General features: G+C 63.9%; 16 protein-coding genes. 10 read left to right on the plus strand and 6 right to left on the minus strand.

Going from position 1 to position 17609, the window contains the following annotated elements:
* Positions 1 to 42: 42 nt before the first annotated feature.
* Positions 43 to 1605, plus strand: coding sequence for a bifunctional aminoglycoside phosphotransferase/ATP-binding protein (locus tag KDB76_RS24570; protein ID WP_023661649.1), 1563 nt, complete (start codon positions 43 to 45; stop codon positions 1603 to 1605).
* 240 nt (positions 1606 to 1845) lie between these two features.
* The gene (locus tag KDB76_RS24575; protein WP_013974260.1) at positions 1846 to 2124 is read left to right on the plus strand and encodes a TfoX/Sxy family protein; all 279 of its coding nucleotides are present in this window, start codon (positions 1846 to 1848) and stop codon (positions 2122 to 2124) included.
* 178 nt (positions 2125 to 2302) lie between these two features.
* Here KDB76_RS24575 and KDB76_RS24580 read toward each other — a convergent pair whose 3' ends face one another.
* From KDB76_RS24580 to KDB76_RS24595, 4 genes are read right to left on the minus strand one after another with little or no spacing between them, the layout of a single operon-like run.
* Positions 2303 to 3184, minus strand: coding sequence for a ChaN family lipoprotein (locus tag KDB76_RS24580; protein ID WP_024087753.1), 882 nt, complete (start codon positions 3182 to 3184; stop codon positions 2303 to 2305).
* Between the two features lie 53 nt (positions 3185 to 3237).
* The gene (locus tag KDB76_RS24585; RefSeq protein WP_013974262.1) at positions 3238 to 4005 is read right to left on the minus strand and encodes a heme ABC transporter ATP-binding protein; all 768 of its coding nucleotides are present in this window, start codon (positions 4003 to 4005) and stop codon (positions 3238 to 3240) included.
* Positions 4005 to 4988 (minus strand): iron ABC transporter permease, encoded by a 984-nt coding sequence (locus KDB76_RS24590; protein WP_162097118.1) that lies wholly within the window; start codon positions 4986 to 4988, stop codon positions 4005 to 4007. Before KDB76_RS24590 ends, KDB76_RS24585 begins: the two co-directional genes overlap by 1 nt.
* A gap of 50 nt (positions 4989 to 5038) precedes the next feature.
* Entirely contained in the window at positions 5039 to 5923 is an 885-nt protein-coding gene (locus KDB76_RS24595; RefSeq protein WP_038410153.1) for an ABC transporter substrate-binding protein, read from the minus strand.
* Between the two features lie 148 nt (positions 5924 to 6071).
* On the opposite strand from KDB76_RS24595, the gene KDB76_RS24600 reads away from it, so the two are divergent.
* Complete coding sequence (locus KDB76_RS24600) at positions 6072 to 6389, plus strand: Rieske (2Fe-2S) protein (RefSeq protein WP_013974265.1); 318 nt, start codon at positions 6072 to 6074, stop codon at positions 6387 to 6389.
* Here KDB76_RS24600 and sfsA read toward each other — a convergent pair.
* Together sfsA and KDB76_RS24610 are read right to left on the minus strand one after the other, a co-directional pair.
* A complete protein-coding gene (gene sfsA, locus KDB76_RS24605) occupies positions 6379 to 7092 on the minus strand; it encodes a DNA/RNA nuclease SfsA (RefSeq protein WP_038410154.1) in 714 nt (237 codons plus the stop codon). The two genes, KDB76_RS24600 and sfsA, sit on opposite strands and share 11 nt — an antisense overlap.
* Positions 7092 to 8264: a pyridoxal phosphate-dependent aminotransferase gene (locus KDB76_RS24610; RefSeq protein WP_013974267.1), complete on the minus strand. Its 1173-nt coding sequence runs from the start codon at positions 8262 to 8264 to the stop codon at positions 7092 to 7094. The genes sfsA and KDB76_RS24610 overlap by 1 nt, the downstream gene beginning before the upstream one ends.
* 210 nt (positions 8265 to 8474) lie before the next feature.
* Between KDB76_RS24610 and dksA the strand changes: the two genes are divergently transcribed.
* From dksA to folK, 7 genes are all read left to right on the plus strand, one after another.
* Positions 8475 to 8918: an RNA polymerase-binding protein DksA gene (dksA, locus tag KDB76_RS24615; protein ID WP_003259209.1), complete on the plus strand. Its 444-nt coding sequence runs from the start codon at positions 8475 to 8477 to the stop codon at positions 8916 to 8918.
* 64 nt (positions 8919 to 8982) lie between these two features.
* Positions 8983 to 9870, plus strand: coding sequence for a tRNA glutamyl-Q(34) synthetase GluQRS (gene gluQRS / locus KDB76_RS24620; RefSeq protein WP_024087757.1), 888 nt, complete (start codon positions 8983 to 8985; stop codon positions 9868 to 9870).
* A 245-nt stretch (positions 9871 to 10115) separates the two neighbouring features.
* The gene (locus KDB76_RS24625; protein ID WP_003250005.1) at positions 10116 to 10292 is read left to right on the plus strand and encodes a hypothetical protein; all 177 of its coding nucleotides are present in this window, start codon (positions 10116 to 10118) and stop codon (positions 10290 to 10292) included.
* A complete protein-coding gene (locus tag KDB76_RS24630; RefSeq protein ID WP_023661523.1) occupies positions 10276 to 13251 on the plus strand; it encodes a sensor histidine kinase in 2976 nt (991 codons plus the stop codon). The genes KDB76_RS24625 and KDB76_RS24630 overlap by 17 nt, the downstream gene beginning before the upstream one ends.
* Before the next feature lie 4 nt (positions 13252 to 13255).
* A complete protein-coding gene (locus tag KDB76_RS24635) occupies positions 13256 to 14698 on the plus strand; it encodes a sigma-54 dependent transcriptional regulator (RefSeq protein WP_212632199.1) in 1443 nt (480 codons plus the stop codon).
* A gap of 892 nt (positions 14699 to 15590) precedes the next feature.
* Entirely contained in the window at positions 15591 to 16979 is a 1389-nt protein-coding gene (locus KDB76_RS24640; RefSeq protein WP_015271847.1) for a polynucleotide adenylyltransferase PcnB, read from the plus strand.
* On the plus strand, positions 16976 to 17455 hold the full coding sequence (gene folK / locus KDB76_RS24645; protein WP_013974273.1) for a 2-amino-4-hydroxy-6-hydroxymethyldihydropteridine diphosphokinase: 480 nt from the start codon (positions 16976 to 16978) through the stop codon (positions 17453 to 17455). Before KDB76_RS24640 ends, folK begins: the two co-directional genes overlap by 4 nt.
* Positions 17456 to 17609: the final 154 nt, after the last annotated feature.

Below are 17609 nucleotides of genomic sequence, written 5' to 3' on the forward strand. Positions count from 1 at the left end.
ATAATGGCGCATTCGAATTCCCTGCCCCCGGAAGGATTTCCCGTGAGCCAAGCCCTTATCACTGCGTTGCAGAACCCAGCCCTGTACCCTCACCCCGTGGATGGGTTCCAGCTCATCGAGACGCATATCTCCTGGGTCCTGCTCACCGGCGAGTATGCCTACAAGATCAAGAAGCCGATGAACTTCGGCTTCCTCGACTTCACCGGCCTGGACCAGCGCCGGCATTTCTGTAACGAAGAATTGCGCCTGAACCAGCGCCTGACCGATGGCCTGTACCTTGAAGTGTTGCCGATCACCGGTAGCGTCGACGCGCCGCAGATCGGCGGTGAAGGCGAAGCCATCGAGTACGTGCTGAAGATGCGCCAGTTCCCGCAGGGGCAGATGCTCAACACCCTGCAGGCCAATGGCGAACTGAACGCCGCGCACATCGACCAGATGGCCCGGCAGATCGCCGAGTTCCACCTGCAGGCCCCACGCGTGCCGGTGGAGCACCCACTGGGCACGCCGGACAGCGTGATGGCACCTGTGGAGCAGAACTTCGAGCAGATTCGCCCGTTCCTCAGCGACAAGGCCGACCTGCAGCAACTCGACGCCCTGCAGGCCTGGGCACGCAGCAGCTTCGAGCGCCTGCATGGCCTGCTGGAAAAGCGCAAGGCCAATGGTTTCATCCGTGAATGCCACGGTGACATCCACCTGGGCAACGCCACCCTGATCGACGGCAAGGTGGTGATCTTCGACTGCATCGAGTTCAACGAACCGTTCCGCCTGACCGATGTGTACGCCGATACCGGCTTCCTGGCCATGGACCTGGAAGACCGCGGCCTGAAATGCCTGGCCCGCCGCTTCATCAGCCAGTACCTGGAACTGACCGGCGACTACGAAGGCCTGGAACTGCTCAACTTCTACAAAGCCTACCGCGCGCTGGTACGGGCCAAGGTTGCACTGTTCAGCATGCCAGCCGATGCCGATGGCGTGCAGCGCGCCACCACTCTTCGCACCTACCGCAACTATGCCAACCTGGCAGAAAGCTACAGCGCCATCCCGTCGCGCCTGCTGGCCATTACCCACGGTGTTTCGGCTGTGGGCAAAAGCCACGTGGCCATGCGCATGGTCGAAGCCCTTGGCGCCGTCCGCGTGCGTTCGGATGTGGAGCGCAAGCGCCTGTTCGGTGAACAGCAGCAGGCTGAGGCTGGCCAGCTGAGTACCGGCATCTATGATCAGGACGCCAGTGTCGCGACCTACCAGCGCCTGCACGAGGTGGCAGCGACCGTACTGCGGGCCGGCTTCCCGGTGGTGCTGGATGCCACCTACCTCAAACGTGATCAGCGCCAGGCCGCAGCGGACATCGCCAGCCAGACGGGCGTGCCGTTCCTGATCCTCGACTGCCATGCGCCGGATGCGGTCATCGCCAGCTGGCTGGAGCAGCGCCAGGCAGAAAATACCGACCCGTCGGATGCCACCCTGGAAGTGGTCAAAGCCCAGCAGGCCAGTCGTGAGCCACTGGATGCACAGGAACTGGTGCAGAGCACCCGCGTCGATACCCAGAGCGCCGGGAGCATGGACCAGGTGATCGAGCAGATTCGCCAGCGCTTGCCTGGGCTGTAAGGTCGGCGCTTTCCTGTGCCGGCCTATTCGCGGGTGAACCCGCTCCCACAGGTACTGCCTCAGTCGTGAGGCTTGCAGATAACCTTGTGGGAGCGGGTTTACCCGCGAATAGGCCGGCACAGGACATCTCGTCGCCCCCTATGGCAAAAGGCCGCGCATTTCCTATCCCCCGCTACACTCCTCTCTGACCTGCTCGCGATTTATCCCCCAATCCCCGTTCAGCCATCGCAAGGAGGCTCGATGAACGATGAATTGCAGCATCTGAAGAACCTTGGCAAGACCTCTGCGCAGTGGCTGCATGCAGCCGGCATCCACAGTGCATCGGATCTGCGCCGCCTGGGCGCGGTAGGTGCGTACCAGGCCGTGAAGACACGAGGGTTCCGCGCATCGAAGGTGCTGTTGTATGCCATTGAAGGCGCCCTGCTGGACATGCACTGGAACGATTTGCCGCTGGAGCGCAAAGAAGCGCTCAACCAACAACTGGATGCGAAAAGCCCTGCGCAAAAAAATCAGAAATAATCTCGGGAAAGGGATTGACGTCGAAATGAGAATAGTTATGATTATCACAACTGGTCGCGAGACTGGTTGGATAAGCTAAGAGCCCCTGGTTCGGACTCTCAGATTATCTCCTCATCAGGCTAATCACGGTTATTGACCCGGCAATTTGCCGGGTCTTTTTTTGCCTATTACAGCCCCGTCACCGCAGTTGCGCGCAATAGTCCTGCTCCGGCATCGCTGCCGTGTACCACACAAAATCAGCCTCGCCTGCCTCGACCTGCTCACCAACCTCAGCTAGCAGTAGCACCTTGCTCTCCCCCTGCGCTTGCAGGTCAGCCAAGTGCAACGGTACACCCAGGTCCTTGCGCACGTGATAGGCCCCGGCCAGCAGCAGTGCTGGCTGCGGCGCCGCCAGCAAGCGCTCGGCCATGCGCCGGTCGCGCTGCTGCTGCACGGCCAGCATCGCCGGCAACTGGCTTTCTGGCAGCATCCCGCAATGCCCGGCACGCACATGCTCCAGCAAGGCGGCCTTGACCGTCGGCGCATTGGAGCGTTCGCCCGGTAACGAAGCCGGCTGACGATAGGCCTGGCGCATCTCGCCGGGCGAGAGGTTGGCGGCCAGCACAGGCACCCGCTGCTGCAAAGCCTCGGTCACGATTGGCCCGTACAGCTGCCAATCCCAGCCGTCCTGCCAGGCCAAGGCCTTGGGCAGGTCTACCGGCAAAGGTTGCCCCGCGAGGTTGTCCAGCAGCGGTTGCTGCTCGGGCTGCAGCATTTCCAGCAGCAGGCTGCCCTGCACACGTTGGCCTTGTAGGGCGCGCAGCATCCACAGCTGCAGTGCGTGATGGTCGGGGTTGTCGTGTTTCTCGCCGACCAGTACCCGGGGAGCGGTAGACAGGCGCTGCACCAGTTGCTCAGGGCTGATCAGCTGACCATCAGCAAGATCGACGATATGCCCCAGCTCGGCATGGCTGCGCCCCTCACTGCTCTGCCAGGCGGGCAGGGGCGGCAGGCTGGCCTGGCAGCCACCCAGTTCCAGCACCAGGCACAGCGAGAAAGCGGACAGCAGCGGATGTCGCATGGACAGCACCTCCATTTATGGCCTGCACGAGCCCTTGTAGGACCGCGCCAGCGTTAGCGGGTGATGATCAGCGGATGCCCACGCTCCGGGTGCGCCTGTACCAGTACGTCGATCCCGTATACCGCCTTCAACGCCGCCGGCGTCAGCACTGCTTCGGGTGCGGCAAAGGCATGGCAGCGCCCCTGCTCCAGCAGCAGGATACGATCACAGTAGCGCGCCGCCAGGTTCAGGTCATGCAGGATCACCAGCACCGCGGCGCCACGGTCGGCAAAGCGGCGCACGGCTTCGAGGGTGGTGTGCTGGTGCAACGGGTCGAGCATCGAGGTTGGCTCGTCCAGCAGCAGCGTTGAACCCGCCTCGCCCGGCCACAGCTGCGCCAGCACCCGAGCCAGGTGCACTCTTTGCCGCTCGCCGCCAGACAACGCCAGGTAACTGCGCTCCACCAGGTGCCAGGCATCCGCTGCCCGCAAGGCCGCTTCGACGATTTCAGCATCGCGCCGCTGCCCGGTGCCATGGGGCATGCGCCCCATGCCCACCACTTCCTCGACCCGGAACGAGAACCCCAGGCTGGACACCTGCGGCAACACCGCCAGGCGCCTGGCTCGCTCCTGCCCTGCCCAGTCCGCCAGTGGCCTGCCCTGTAGCGTCACCCGCCCGTGATTGGGCGCCAGCTCACCACACAGTACTCCTAGCAGGCTGCTCTTGCCGGCACCGTTGGGGCCGAGCACACCCACCACCTGCCCCTGGCTCAGCTGCAGATGAATGTCATGCAGCACTTCGTTGCTGCCCCGCCGCAAGTACAGCCCCTCGGCTTGCAACATCAACTGCGCCCTCGTATCAGCAGGAACAGGAAGAACGGTGCGCCGATAAAGGCCGTGACGATGCCGATCGGCAGCTCGGCAGGCGCCAGCAGCAGCCGCGCCGCCAAATCGGCGAACAGCATCAGCGCACCGCCAGCCAACAAGGAAGCTGGCAGCACCACACGGTGATCAGGCCCGGCCAGCAGGCGCACCAGGTGCGGCACCACCAGGCCGATGAAACCGATCAGCCCTGCTGCCGCCACCGCCGCACCCACGCCCAGCGCCGTGCAGAACACCAGCTCGCGCTTGAGCCGCTCCACGTCAATGCCCAGGTGACGCGCCTCCGATTCACCAAGCAGCATGGCATTCAACGCCTTGGCCCGACGTGGCAGCCACACTGCCACGCCCGCAGCCACCAGCAGCAAAGGCCACAGCCGCTGGTAACTGGCACCATTGAGGCTGCCCAAGTTCCAGAAGGTCAGCGTGCGCAGCGTGGCGTCGTCGGCCAGGTAGGAGAACAACCCCACGGCAGCACCGCCCAGCGCGGTCATGGCCACACCGGCCAGCAGCATCGTGGCGACGTTGGTCTGGCCGTCGCGTCGCCCCAGACGATAAACCAGCGCAGTCACGCCCAGCCCGCCGATGAAAGCGCACAGCGACAACAGGTAGGGGGCAAGCACATCCGGCATGCCGCCCAGCCAACTGCCGCCAACGATGGCCACCGCCGCGCCCACCGCTGCTCCGGCGGCAACCCCTACCAGCCCGGGGTCGGCCAGAGGGTTACGGAACAGCCCCTGCATGGCCACACCAGACAGCGCCAGCACCGCGCCCACCGCCAATCCCAGCAAGGTGCGCGGCAGGCGGATCTGGCCGAGGATCATCTCGGCCTGCTGCAGGCCGTCAGCGGCAATGGGTAACCCCAGCAAGCGCAAGCCGGCACGCAGGGTATCGAACAACGGCAGGCTGACCGGCCCCAAGGCCAAAGACAACCACACCGCCAACAGGCACAACAGGCCCAGGCAAACGAACAGTGTGCGTGGCTGGACCCGTTGTTTCATTGGTAGAGGCTGATCTTGGCGGCCGGATAGAAGGTAGCCGCAAGCAACTGAAGTGTTGCCGGCAGGCGTGGCCCGAGCCCGCCGACCAATAGTGTCGGGTCAAGCGATACCAGGCGTTTCTCTCGCACGGCGCGCGAGGTCGCCAGCGCGGGGTTTTCTTTCAGCAACGCCTTCAAGGCTTGGTCATCGGCCAGCGCCCGGTCGGAAAACACGATCACATCCGGGTCCAGCGCAGCCAGTGCTTCGCTGGAGAAATTCTTGTAGCCCTGATGTTCTGCCAAGTTGCGCCCGCCTGCCTGGCTCAGCAGCCAGTCGCCAGCGGTACCCTGCCCGGCGATCAGCGGCTTGGCACCCGCATGCCCGACTAGCAGCAACACTCCTGGCGCCTTCTGCCCGGCCTGGGCCTGCCTGACCCTGGCCTGCAAGGCATCGAGCTGCTGGTGGTAACCCGACGCCAAGACCGCGGCCTGCTCTTCTGCGCCCAGCAATTGCCCCAGATGCTTGAGGTTTTCATCCACCGCCGCCACCTCGGCTTTGCTGGAGAACAGTTCGACCCGCACGCCAGCCTTGCGGATTTGCGCCAGTACCGGTGGCGGCCCCATTTCTTCGGTGCCCACCAGCACATCCGGGCGCAGGCTGAGAATGCCTTCCGCAGACAACTGCCGCTGGTAGCCGACGCTAGGCAGTGACTTCAGCGATTGCGGGTGCTGGCTGGTGGTGTCCACACCCACCAAGCGCGCTTCACCGCCAAGTGCGCTGATCCATTCGCTCAGTGCGCCACCAGCGCTGACCCAACGCTGCGGCAGCTCGGCCGCCAGGGCCTGGGTGGACAGCACAACGCTCGCGCACAGAGCGAGCAAGGCGACAGGACGGCGCATCATCGGGTTCCTTCTGCAGGCGAGCCGCGCGCCTTGTGGCGAGCGACGGAACTGCGCACCATAGGCAGCCGGGCGCAGCGAATATGGACAATTTGATAATTATTCGCATTGAAGCGTCAAGCCATCACTTGTTCCACGAGTCGTCTTTGCCATGCACTTCCTTTGTACCTCCCACGGCCTGGCCGAAGGCCAAAGCCGCGCCTTCAGCGTAGACGGCATCGAACTGTTCGGCGTACGCCGCCAGGGCCAGGTGTACCTCTACCGCAACCGTTGCCCGCACCGCGGCATCCCGCTGAACTGGGTAGAAGATGCGTTTCTCGATGACAGCGCCAGCCTGATTCACTGCGCCCATCATGGCGCGCTGTTTCTGATCGAAAGTGGAGAATGCGTGGCCGGGCCGTGCGAGGGCGAGCAACTGCAGGCCCTGAGCTGCCACGAGGACAGCCAGGGCATCTGGCTCAAGGGGTAAGCAGCACCGGCAGGCGGCGGTCGATGACAATGCCTTCGGAGTCCAGGCGTGCGCCGTAGGCCAGCACCTCCACTCCATCTGAAACTGCCGCGCGCAGGGCCTGAGCATAAGCCGCATCGATTTCCTCGACCGGGCGCACCGCGTCGATACCGGTCAGGTTCACACAATACAGCTGCACAGCCCGCACGCCTTGCCTGGCCAACTTCGCCAGCTCTCGCAGGTGCTTGGCGCCGCGCTGGGTCACCGCATCAGGAAAGGCCGCGACCGTGCTGGCTGGGTAGCCCAGGGTCACGCTCTTGACTTCGACATAGGCCGGGGCACCGTCGAACTCCAGGCGAAAGTCGATGCGGCTGCCTTCCTCGCCGTAGGCTACCTCACGCCTTAGCGCACTGAAACCGGCCAGTTCGGCGATGATGCCGGCACGCAGGGCCTCTTCGACCAGCGCATTGGCCCGCCCGGTATTCACACAGGCCAGCCGCCCCTGCGGGGTTTCGCTGATTTCCCAAGTGCCCGGGAGCTTGCGCTTGGGGTCGTTGGAGCGGCTGAACCACACCTGCCCGCCTTCACGCATGCAGTTGAGCATGGAGCCGGTGTTGGGGCAGTGGATGGTGAGTTGTTCGCCGCCGGGCAGTTCGATATCCGCCAGAAAGCGTTTGTAGCGGCGCAGCAGGCGGCCCTGTTCGAGTGGGGGATGGAACTGCATCAGCCTTGCCAGCTCCGCAGGCCGCGAGCAATCCGCTGCACCGCCTCTTCCAGGCGCGGCAGGCTCTGGGTGTAGGCAAAGCGCACATGGTGGCCGGCCAGGTGACGGCCGAAGTCCAGGCCCGGGGTGAAGGCCAGGTGCTCGGTCTCCAGGAAGTGCCGGCAGAAGGCGAACGCATCACCGCCAAAGGCACTGATGTCGGCATACAAGTAGAACGCCCCCTGCGGCTCGACGGCAATGCGAAAGCCCAGTTCGCGCAGGGCGGGCAACAGGTAGTCGCGGCGGCGGGCGAACTCGGCGCGGCGCTCCTCGAAAATGGCCAGGGTTTCGGGCTGGAAACACGCCAGCGCGGCATGTTGGGCCATGCTTGGCGCACTAATGTACAGGTTCTGTGCCAGCTTCTCCAGGTCGGCCACCGCGCCAGGAGGCGCCACTAGCCAGCCGAGGCGCCAACCGGTCATGCCGAAATACTTGGAAAAACTATTCAGGACGAATGCCGAGTCGTCCACTTCCAGCACGCTGGGCGCGTCCATGCCATAGGTCAGCCCGTGATAGATCTCGTCCACCACCAGATGGCCGTGCCGTTCACGGGTGGCGCGGGACAGGTTGGCCAGGTCGTCACGCCCCAGCACGGTACCGGTCGGGTTGGCCGGCGAGGCGACCAGGGCTCCGACCGTGTCCTTGTCCCAGTAGCGGTCGACAAGGTCGGCAGTCAGCTGGTAATTCACATCCGGACCCACCGGCACAAGCTGCGCCCCGCCCTCGACCAGGCGCAGGAAGTGGCGGTTGCACGGGTAGCCTGGGTCGGCCAGCAGCCAATGTTTGCCTGGGTCGACCAGCAGACTGCTGGCCAGCAGCAGCGCACCGGAACCACCCGGGGTGATGAGGATGCGCTCAGGGTCGACGCTAAGGCCATAACGCTGGCCGTAGAAACCAGCAATGGCTTCGCGCAGTGCCGGCAGGCCGCGTGCGGCGGTGTAGCGGGTGTGCCCGGCGGCCAATGCTGCCTGGCCGGCGGCAACGATGGGCGCGGCCGTGGTGAAGTCCGGCTCGCCGATTTCCAGGTGGATCACGTCGTGTCCGGCCGCCTGCAGCTCGTTGGCCCGGGCCAGCAGCGCCATGACGTGGAAGGGTTCGATGGCGCGGCTGCGCGCACTGTAGGGGTGGGCCATGACCTTCTCTCAATTGGGTCTAAACTGGAGATTCTACCTCTGCACGCCACCGAACGTGCGGCTCAGGCCGCTGTCAATTACCAGGATCGGGCGGGGTAGCGCACCCCCGATCTATCTGGTAAGTTCGGCGGCTCGCAGTCGCAGGGCCGGCGGGTGCCGGAGATGGAGCAGCCTGCGCATTGGATCAGATGAGTGAGAGGCGGTCTATTCATGTCCACCGTAGAAAAGCAAAAAGCCCAGACCATGTACGGTGTCGAGCCCTACGTAGAATCCAAAGGTGAAGAGTACATGGGCGAGCCCATGAAGAAGCACTTCACCAAGCTTCTCGGCGCCTGGAAGCAAGAGCTGATGACCAGTGTGGACCGCACTGTGGACCACATGAAGGACGAGGCAGCCAACTTCCCAGACCCGGCCGACCGTGCCAGCCAGGAAGAAGAATTCGCCCTGGAGCTGCGCAACCGCGATCGCGAGCGCAAGCTGATCAAGAAAATCGACAAGACCCTCGACAAGATCAAGGCCGACGAGTACGGCTGGTGCGAATCGTGCGGCATCGAGATCGGCCTGCGTCGCCTGGAGGCCCGCCCTACCGCCGACCTGTGCTTCGACTGCAAGGAAATCGCCGAGAAAAAGGAAAAGACGGTCGGCAAAGGCTGATCTTTCTTTCCACCTGAACGGGGCGCATCATGCGCCCCGTTTCATTTATATGCCCAGCCTGACCATGACCCACTCAAGCTACATCGGACGTTTCGCCCCCACCCCCAGCGGCTTCCTGCACTTCGGCTCGCTGGTCGCCGCCCTCGCCTCCTGGCTCGATGCCCGCGCCGTGAACGGCCGCTGGCTGCTGCGCATGGAAGACACCGACCCGCCTCGGGAAATGCCCGGTGCTCGCGATGCGATCCTGCAGACCCTGGAGCGCTACGGCCTGGAGTGGGACGGCGAAGTGGTGTTCCAGAGCCAGCGGCACGATGCCTATGCCGCGGTGGTCGACCGCCTGTTCAACATGGGCCTGGCCTACGCCTGCACCTGCTCGCGCAAGCAGCTTGAGGGTTACAACGGTATCTACCCGGGCCTTTGCCGCAATGCCGGGCATGCTAGGGATGGCGCGGCGATCCGCCTGCGCGTGCCAGAGCTGATCTACCGCTTTACCGACCGCGTACAGGGCGAGTTCCAGCAGCACCTGGGGCGTGAAGTGGGCGATTTCGTCATCCAGCGCCGCGACGGGCTGTATGCCTACCAACTGGCGGTGGTACTGGACGATGCCTGGCAAGGTGTTACCGACATCGTGCGTGGCGCCGACCTGCTCGACAACACCCCGCGCCAGCTGTACCTGCAAGAGTTGCTGGGCTTCTCGCAGCCGCGTTACCTGCATATTCCGCTGATCGTGCAGCCGGACGGGCACAAGCTGGGCAAGTCGTACCGCTCGCCGCCGCTGCAGGCGGACCAGGCGACACCGCTGTTGCTGCGGGCGTTGCGGGCGCTGGGGCAGAAAGCCGACCCCGAGTTGCTGCTGGCAACGCCGGCGGAGGTATTGGCGGTAGCTCGCAAACAGTGGCGGCCCGAGGCGATTGCACAGCGGACCACGGTGCCAGAGGCTGATTTGCGCTGAGGCAGGCCCGGCCCTTTCGCGGGTAAACCCGCTCCCACAGGGCCCTCACCACACCTGAGGAAAGCGCATTACCTGTGGGAGCGGGTTCACCCGCGAAGAGGCCGGCACAAGCAACCCATCCCTCAAAAACAAAAGCCCAATAAATTCAACCTCTTGGCGAACACCATGGATTCCCGCTAGCATCCCCCCAGCCATTTGCGCCAATAATAAGTCCAAGCCCGCAGCGCCCAACCATCGAGGCCAGCATGTACATCTATCGTTTGGTCCTGCTTCTGGTCGTGGGGATCTACCTGTTCTCCCCGGCCATCATGGACTGGTGGATCGAACCGACCGGAGCCTGGTACCGCCCTTACCTGCTCTGGCTGATCCTGATCGTCGTCACCTTCATCCTGCAGAGCCAACGAGATGCCGATGAGCTTTAGCCTGACCCAGATGATCCTGATCAGCGCCGCGTACCTCATGGTGCTGTTCGGTGTGGCCTGGATCAGCGAGCGGGGGTTGATCCCGCGCTCGATCATTCGCCACCCGCTGACCTACACCCTGTCGCTGGGCGTATACGCCAGTGCCTGGGCCTTCTATGGCTCGGTGGGCCTGGCCTACCAGTACGGCTACGGCTTCCTTGCCTGTTACCTGGGGGTGTCCGGCGCGTTCCTGCTGGCGCCAGTGCTGCTCTATCCGATCCTGAAGATCACCCGTACCTACCAGCTGTCCTCGCTGGCCGACCTGCTGGCGTTCCGCTTCCGCAGCACCTGGGCCGGGGCGCTGACCACCATCATCATGCTCATCGGCGTTCTGCCCTTGCTGGCCCTGCAGATCCAGGCGGTAGCCGACTCGATCAGTATCCTTACCGGTGAGCCGGTCAAGGCACGTGTGGCCTTCGCCTTCTGTACGCTCATCATCCTGTTCACCATCTTCTTCGGCTCGCGGCACATCGCCACACGCGAAAAGCACGAAGGGCTGGTGTTCGCCATCGCCTTCGAGTCGGTGATCAAGCTGCTGGCCCTGGGCGGTATCGGCCTGTATGCCCTTTATGGCGTGTTCGGCGGCCCGCACGAACTGGAAGTGTGGCTGCTGCAGAACCAGACCGCCCTGGCCGCTCTGCATACGCCGCTGCAGGAAGGTCCATGGCGCACCTTGCTACTGGTGTTCTTCGCCTCGGCCATCGTCATGCCGCACATGTACCACATGGCCTTCACCGAAAACCTCAACCCGCGCTCGCTGGTCAGCGCCAGCTGGGGCCTGCCGCTGTTCCTGCTGCTGATGAGCCTGGCCGTGCCGCTGGTGCTGTGGGCCGGCCTGCGTCTGGGCGCCACCACCAACCCCGAATACTTCACCCTGGGCCTGGGGCTTGCCGCCAACAACCAGGCACTGGCGCTGCTGGCCTACATCGGCGGCTTGTCGGCCGCCAGCGGGCTTATCATCGTCACAACCCTGGCGCTGTCGGGCATGGCCCTCAACCACCTGGTGCTGCCGCTGTACCAGCCGCCGGCCGAAGGCAACATCTACCGCTGGCTGAAGTGGACCCGCCGCGCGCTGATCGTCGCCATCATCACCGCGGGCTTCATGTTCTACCTCACCCAGAACAACCACCAGAGCCTGGCCAACCTGGGCATCGTCGCCTTCGTGGCCACGTTGCAGTTCCTGCCGGGCGTGCTGTCGGTGCTGTACTGGCCAACTGCCAACCGCCGTGGCTTCATCGCCGGCCTGCTGGCCGGCACCCTGGTGTGGATGGTGACCATGCTGCTGCCATTGCTGGGCAACCTGCAGGGCTTCTACATCCCGCTGCTGGACATGATCTACGTGCTGGACGACACCAGCTGGCACATGGCGGCCATCGCCTCGCTGGCGGCCAACGTGCTGTTGTTCACCCTGATCTCGCTGTTCACCAACGCCAGCAACGAAGAGGTAAGCGCCGCCGAAGCCTGCGCAGTGGACAATGTGCGCCGCCCGCAACGCCGCGAGCTGCACGCCGCCTCGCCACAGGAGTTCGCCACCCAACTGGCCAAGCCGCTGGGCGCCAAGGCCGCACAGAAGGAAGTGGAACAGGCCCTGCGCGATCTCTACCTGCCGTTCGACGAGCGCCGCCCCTATGCCTTGCGCCGCCTGCGCGACCGCATCGAGGCCAACCTGTCCGGCCTGATGGGGCCGAGCGTGGCCCAGGACATGGTCGAGACCTTCCTGCCGTACAAGTCCGGTAACGAAAACTACGTGACCGAGGACATCCACTTCATCGAAAGCCGCCTGGAAGACTACCACTCGCGCCTGACCGGCCTGGCCGCCGAGCTCGACGCCCTGCGCCGCTACCACCGCCAGACCCTGCAGGAACTGCCCATGGGCGTCTGCTCGCTGGCCAAGGACCAGGAAATCCTGATGTGGAACAAGGCCATGGAAGAGCTCACCGGCATCGCCGCCAAGCACGTGGTCGGCTCGCGCCTGGTCACCATCAGCGAACCCTGGCGCGGCCTGCTGCAAGGCTTCATCAACGTGCCAGACGAGCACCTGCACAAGCAGCGCCTGGCGCTGGACGGCCAGCCGCGCTGGCTGAACCTGCACAAGGCGGCCATCGACGAGCCGCTGGCCCCGGGCAACAGCGGCCTGGTACTGCTGGTGGAGGATCTTACCGAAACCCAGGCCCTGGAAGACAAATTGGTGCACTCCGAACGCCTGGCCAGCATCGGCCGTCTGGCCGCCGGCGTGGCCCACGAAATCGGCAACCCGATCACCGGCATCGCCTGCCTGGCGCAGAACCTGCGCGAAGAGCGTGAGGGCGATGGCGAAATCATCGAGCTGTCCAGCCAGATTCTCGAACAGACCAAGCGGGTATCGCGCATCGTCCAGTCGCTGATGAGTTTCGCCCATGCCGGCGGCAGCCACCAGAACAGCGAAGAACCGGTATGCCTGGCCGAAGTGGCGCAGGACGCCATCGGTCTGCTGGCGTTGAACCGGCGCAATTTCGAAGTACAGTTCTTCAACCTCTGCGACCCGGAGCACTGGGCCGAAGGGGACCCGCAGCGCCTGGCCCAGGTGCTGATCAACCTGCTCTCCAACGCCCGCGACGCATCAAAGCCCGGCAGCGCCGTGCGCGTGCGCAGCGAAGTCAGCGAGCACACCGTCGACCTGATCGTCGAGGATGAAGGCAGCGGGATCCCGAAGAACATCATGGACCGCCTGTTCGAACCCTTCTTCACCACCAAGGACCCGGGCGAAGGAACCGGACTGGGGCTTGCTCTGGTCTATTCCATCGTGGAAGAGCATTATGGGCAAATCACCATCGACAGCCCGGCCGATATCGAACGGCAACGTGGCACCCGGATCCGCGTGACCCTGCCCCGGCATGTCGTAGCGACGTCCCCTGAAATTCGAGACCGTCGAGAGAATTGAATCAATGCCGCACATTCTGATCGTCGAAGACGAAACCATCATCCGCTCGGCCTTGCGTCGCCTGCTCGAACGGAACCAGTACCAGGTCAGCGAAGCCGGCTCGGTGCAGGAAGCCCAGGAACGCTTCAGCATTGCCACCTTCGACCTGATCGTCAGCGACCTGCGCCTGCCAGGCGCACCCGGCACCGAACTGATCAAGCTCGGCCAAGGCACCCCGGTGCTGATCATGACCAGCTACGCCAGCCTGCGCTCGGCGGTAGACTCGATGAAAATGGGCGCGGTGGACTACATCGCCAAGCCCTTCGACCACGACGAGATGCTGCAAGCGGTTGCGCGTATCCTGCGCGACCGGCAGAACGCCCCGGCTGCCGCACCGGCGGCCGAGCCACGCGCCACCAATGGCAAGGCCGCCCCCGCCGACAAAGGCAGCGCGGCGGCCGCCAATGGCGAAATCGGCATCATCGGCTCGTGCCCGCCGATGCAGGACATGTACAGCAAGATCCGCAAGGTCGCGCCCACCGACTCCAATGTGTTGATCCAGGGCGAGTCGGGCACCGGCAAAGAGCTGGTCGCACGCGCCCTGCACAACCTGTCGCGTCGGGCCAAGGCACCAATGATTTCGGTGAACTGCGCGGCCATCCCCGAGACACTGATCGAGTCCGAGCTGTTCGGCCACGAGAAAGGCGCGTTCACCGGCGCCAGCGCCGGGCGCGCTGGCCTGGTGGAGGCTGCCGATGGCGGTACCCTGTTCCTCGACGAAATCGGCGAACTGCCGCTGCAAGCCCAGGCCCGCCTGCTGCGCGTGCTGCAGGAAGGCGAGATTCGCCGGGTGGGTTCGGTACAGTCGCAAAAGGTCGATGTACGCCTGATCGCCGCGACCCACCGCGACCTGAAGAACCTGGCCAAGGCCGGTCAGTTCCGTGAAGACCTGTATTACCGCCTGCACGTGATCGCCCTGAAACTGCCTGCCCTGCGCGAGCGCGGCAGCGACGTCAACGAGATCGCCAGCGCCTTCCTCGCCCGCCAGAGCGCGCGCATCGGCCGCGACGACCTGCACTTCTCGGCCGAAGCCGAGCAGGCCATTCGTCACTACAGCTGGCCGGGTAACGTGCGAGAGCTGGAAAACGCCGTTGAGCGCGCGGTGATCCTCAGCGAGAGTGCGGAAATTTCCGCCGACCTGCTGGGCATCGACATCGAGCTGGGTGACCTGGAAGAGGACGAAATCCTCGACAACGCCCTGGTCGTGGCCAGTTCGGCTAATGCCAGCCATGAGCCGACCGAGGACCTGTCGCTGGAAGACTACTTCCAGCACTTCGTGCTCGAGCATCAGGACCACATGACCGAGACCGAGCTGGCCCGCAAGCTCGGGGTCAGCCGCAAGTGCCTGTGGGAACGCCGCCAGCGCCTGGGCATCCCGCGGCGCAAGAGCAACGCTACCAGCGAATAACCACGCTGCCTGGGCGGGAGGTTCCTCCTGCCCTGATCCCTCTCTATCTGCCGTTCCGGCCTCTTCGCGGGTGAACCCGCTCCCACAGAAATCTCACTGCCCTAAAGGGTGGTGCAATCCTTGTAGAAGCCGGCTTACCGAGATTTAGCGAAACCTGCGCAGTCTCTGTGGGAGCGGGTTCACCCGCGAAAGGGCCAGCAAAGCCAGCGCACACACCCCAGGTAACACATCAGCCCCCGCAAAAATCTGTTACCCAAGCTTTCCGCCGTAACAGTTCCCGAGGCGTACGGTAACGAAATTTCGACATTTTCGACCGCTGAAAAACTGCTCGCCACCTCCAACCCCTTGATTTTACTGGGTTTGCAAAAGTTGGCACGGCACCTGCTATATGTCTGGTACAAGAACAATAACAAGCACTGCAACTCAGAATAAGAACAAGACGAAACGGCTCACGCACAATAAAAACAAGACGGCGGAGGCGCAGCTAACTGATTCTTTTGGAGAGGATGCGTGTTTGGGGCTTGCCCCACAACCAGGCAGAGAACAACAAAAACTGCACTAAAAAGCAGCGCCTGAACTGGTTGGATCGACAGATCAACGTGACATCAGCGACCAAAGCAATCCGTTTGCTCTTAACCCCTGGATTGGGGGTCGTCCACAAGCTTCGAGATTTGTGGACAGGGCACTCAACAAAAACAAGAAGCCCAGCAAAAAAACAATAAGAGCACGCAACGACTTCTTGGGGAGCTTAGGCTCCCCTTGTCGTTTCTACCCTTCTGGCAGGCATCCTGCTACCCGCCTACACCATTCCTTGAGTAAATGCTAGAATCCCCGCCCATCATGCGGCCATTCTCCTATTCTTGGCCGAACATTCCTTCAAACAGTGCATCCCATGCTGAAGAAGCTGTTCCAGTCGTTCCGCCCGCCCGTACCGGGCCCGCACCACAGGCGCACCACGCCTGAGGTGATCAACAAAAGCCAGCACTCGCTGCAACGCCACCAATTCAGCCGCCATGCGGTGAACATCGTGGAACGCCTGCAGAGCGCCGGTTACCAGGCTTACCTGGTCGGTGGCTGTGTCCGCGACCTGATGCTGGGCATCACGCCGAAAGACTTCGACGTCGCCACCAGTGCCACCCCTGAACAGGTCCGTGCCGAGTTCCGCAACGCACGCATCATTGGCCGCCGCTTCAAGCTGGTCCACGTGCATTTCGGACGTGAAATCATCGAAGTCGCAACTTTCCGCGCCCACCATTCGGAAGACGACCAGGGCGACAGCCACCGTTCGTCGCACAATGCCAGTGGCCGCATTCTGCGTGACAACGTGTACGGCACCCTGGAAGAGGACGCGCAACGTCGCGACTTCACCATCAACGCCCTGTACTACGACCCGGTCAGCGAGCGCATCCTCGACTACGCCAACGGCGTGCACGATATCCGCAACCGCTTGCTGCGCCTGATCGGCGACCCTACCCACCGCTATCAGGAAGACCCGGTGCGCATGCTGCGCGCGGTGCGCTTCGCCGCCAAGCTCGACTTCGGCATCGAAAAACACACGGTCCAGCCGATTCGAGAGCTGGCCCCACTGCTGCGCGAAATTCCGCCAGCGCGCCTGTTCGAAGAGAGCCTCAAGCTGTTCCTCTCCGGCCAGGGCGCCATCGTCTTCGAAATGCTGGTCGACCTTCAGTTGTTCGAGCCGCTTTTCCCGGCCAGTTCGCATGCCCTGGACGAGCGCCCGACCTACACCCACACGCTGATCAGCCAAGCGCTGAACAACACCGACCTGCGCGTGAAGCAAGGCAAACCGGTAACCCCGGCCTTCCTCTTCGCCGCGCTGCTGTGGCCAGCCCTGCCGGCCCGCGTGCTGCACCTGCAGAACCAGGGCGTGCCGCCTATCCCGGCCATGAACGGTGCGGCCCACGACCTGATCGCCGAACAATGCGCACGTATCGCCATCCCCAAGCGCTTCACCCTGCCGATCCGCGAGATCTGGGACATGCAGGAGCGCCTGCCACGCCGCAGCGGCAAGCGCGCCGACATGCTGCTGGACAACCCGCGCTTCCGCGCCGGCTACGACTTCCTGCTGCTGCGCGAAAGCGCCGGGGAAGAAACCGACGACCTCGGCCAGTGGTGGACCGACTACCAGGATGCCAACGACAGCGAGCGCCGCGAGATGATCCGCGAACTGGGCAGCCGTGACGAAGGCACCGGCGCCGGCCCGCGCAAACGCAAGCGCAGCGGTGGCAAGCGCAAGCGCAGTGGCGACGAGGCGTTCGAGTGAGTACCCGCGCCTATATCGGCCTGGGCAGCAACCTGGACGCACCTGCCGAGCAGCTGCGCAGCGCCTTGCAGGCCCTCGACCAGGTCGAAGCCACACGCCTGGTGGCGGCCTCGGCCCTGTATACCAGCGATTCGCTGCTGCCCGGCCAGCCGCGCTACACCAACGCCGTCGCCGCCCTGGACACCGCCCTGCCACCGCTGGCCCTGCTCGATGCACTGCAGGCCATCGAGAACGATCAGGGCCGCGTGCGCAAGGAACGCTGGGGCCCGCGCACACTGGACCTGGACATCCTGCTGTTCGGCGACCAGGTGCTCGATGAGCCGCGCCTGAAAGTGCCGCATTACCACATGCATGCCCGGCCTTTTGTGCTGTACCCGCTGGCGGAACTGGTACCGGGCGATTTTCGCCTGGCCGACGGCCGCGCCCTTGCGCAACTGCTTGACGACTGCCCGTTCGTCGGCCTGGAACGCCTGTAAACCGGGCGTTCCAGCCTTGCACACTGGCGCGGTAACGCCAGTAACACCCTGATCGTAACAATGCGGTAACAGGGTGATTGACTTCCCCCACCTCGCTCACGACTATAGGCGTCCCGTGTGGCACCAAAGTGCCGCATACCCGTATTTAGGCCCG

It is taken from the genome of Pseudomonas sp. JS425 (assembly GCF_018223845.1).
In the GTDB taxonomy this organism is placed as follows: Bacteria; Pseudomonadota; Gammaproteobacteria; order Pseudomonadales; family Pseudomonadaceae; genus Aquipseudomonas; species Aquipseudomonas asiatica.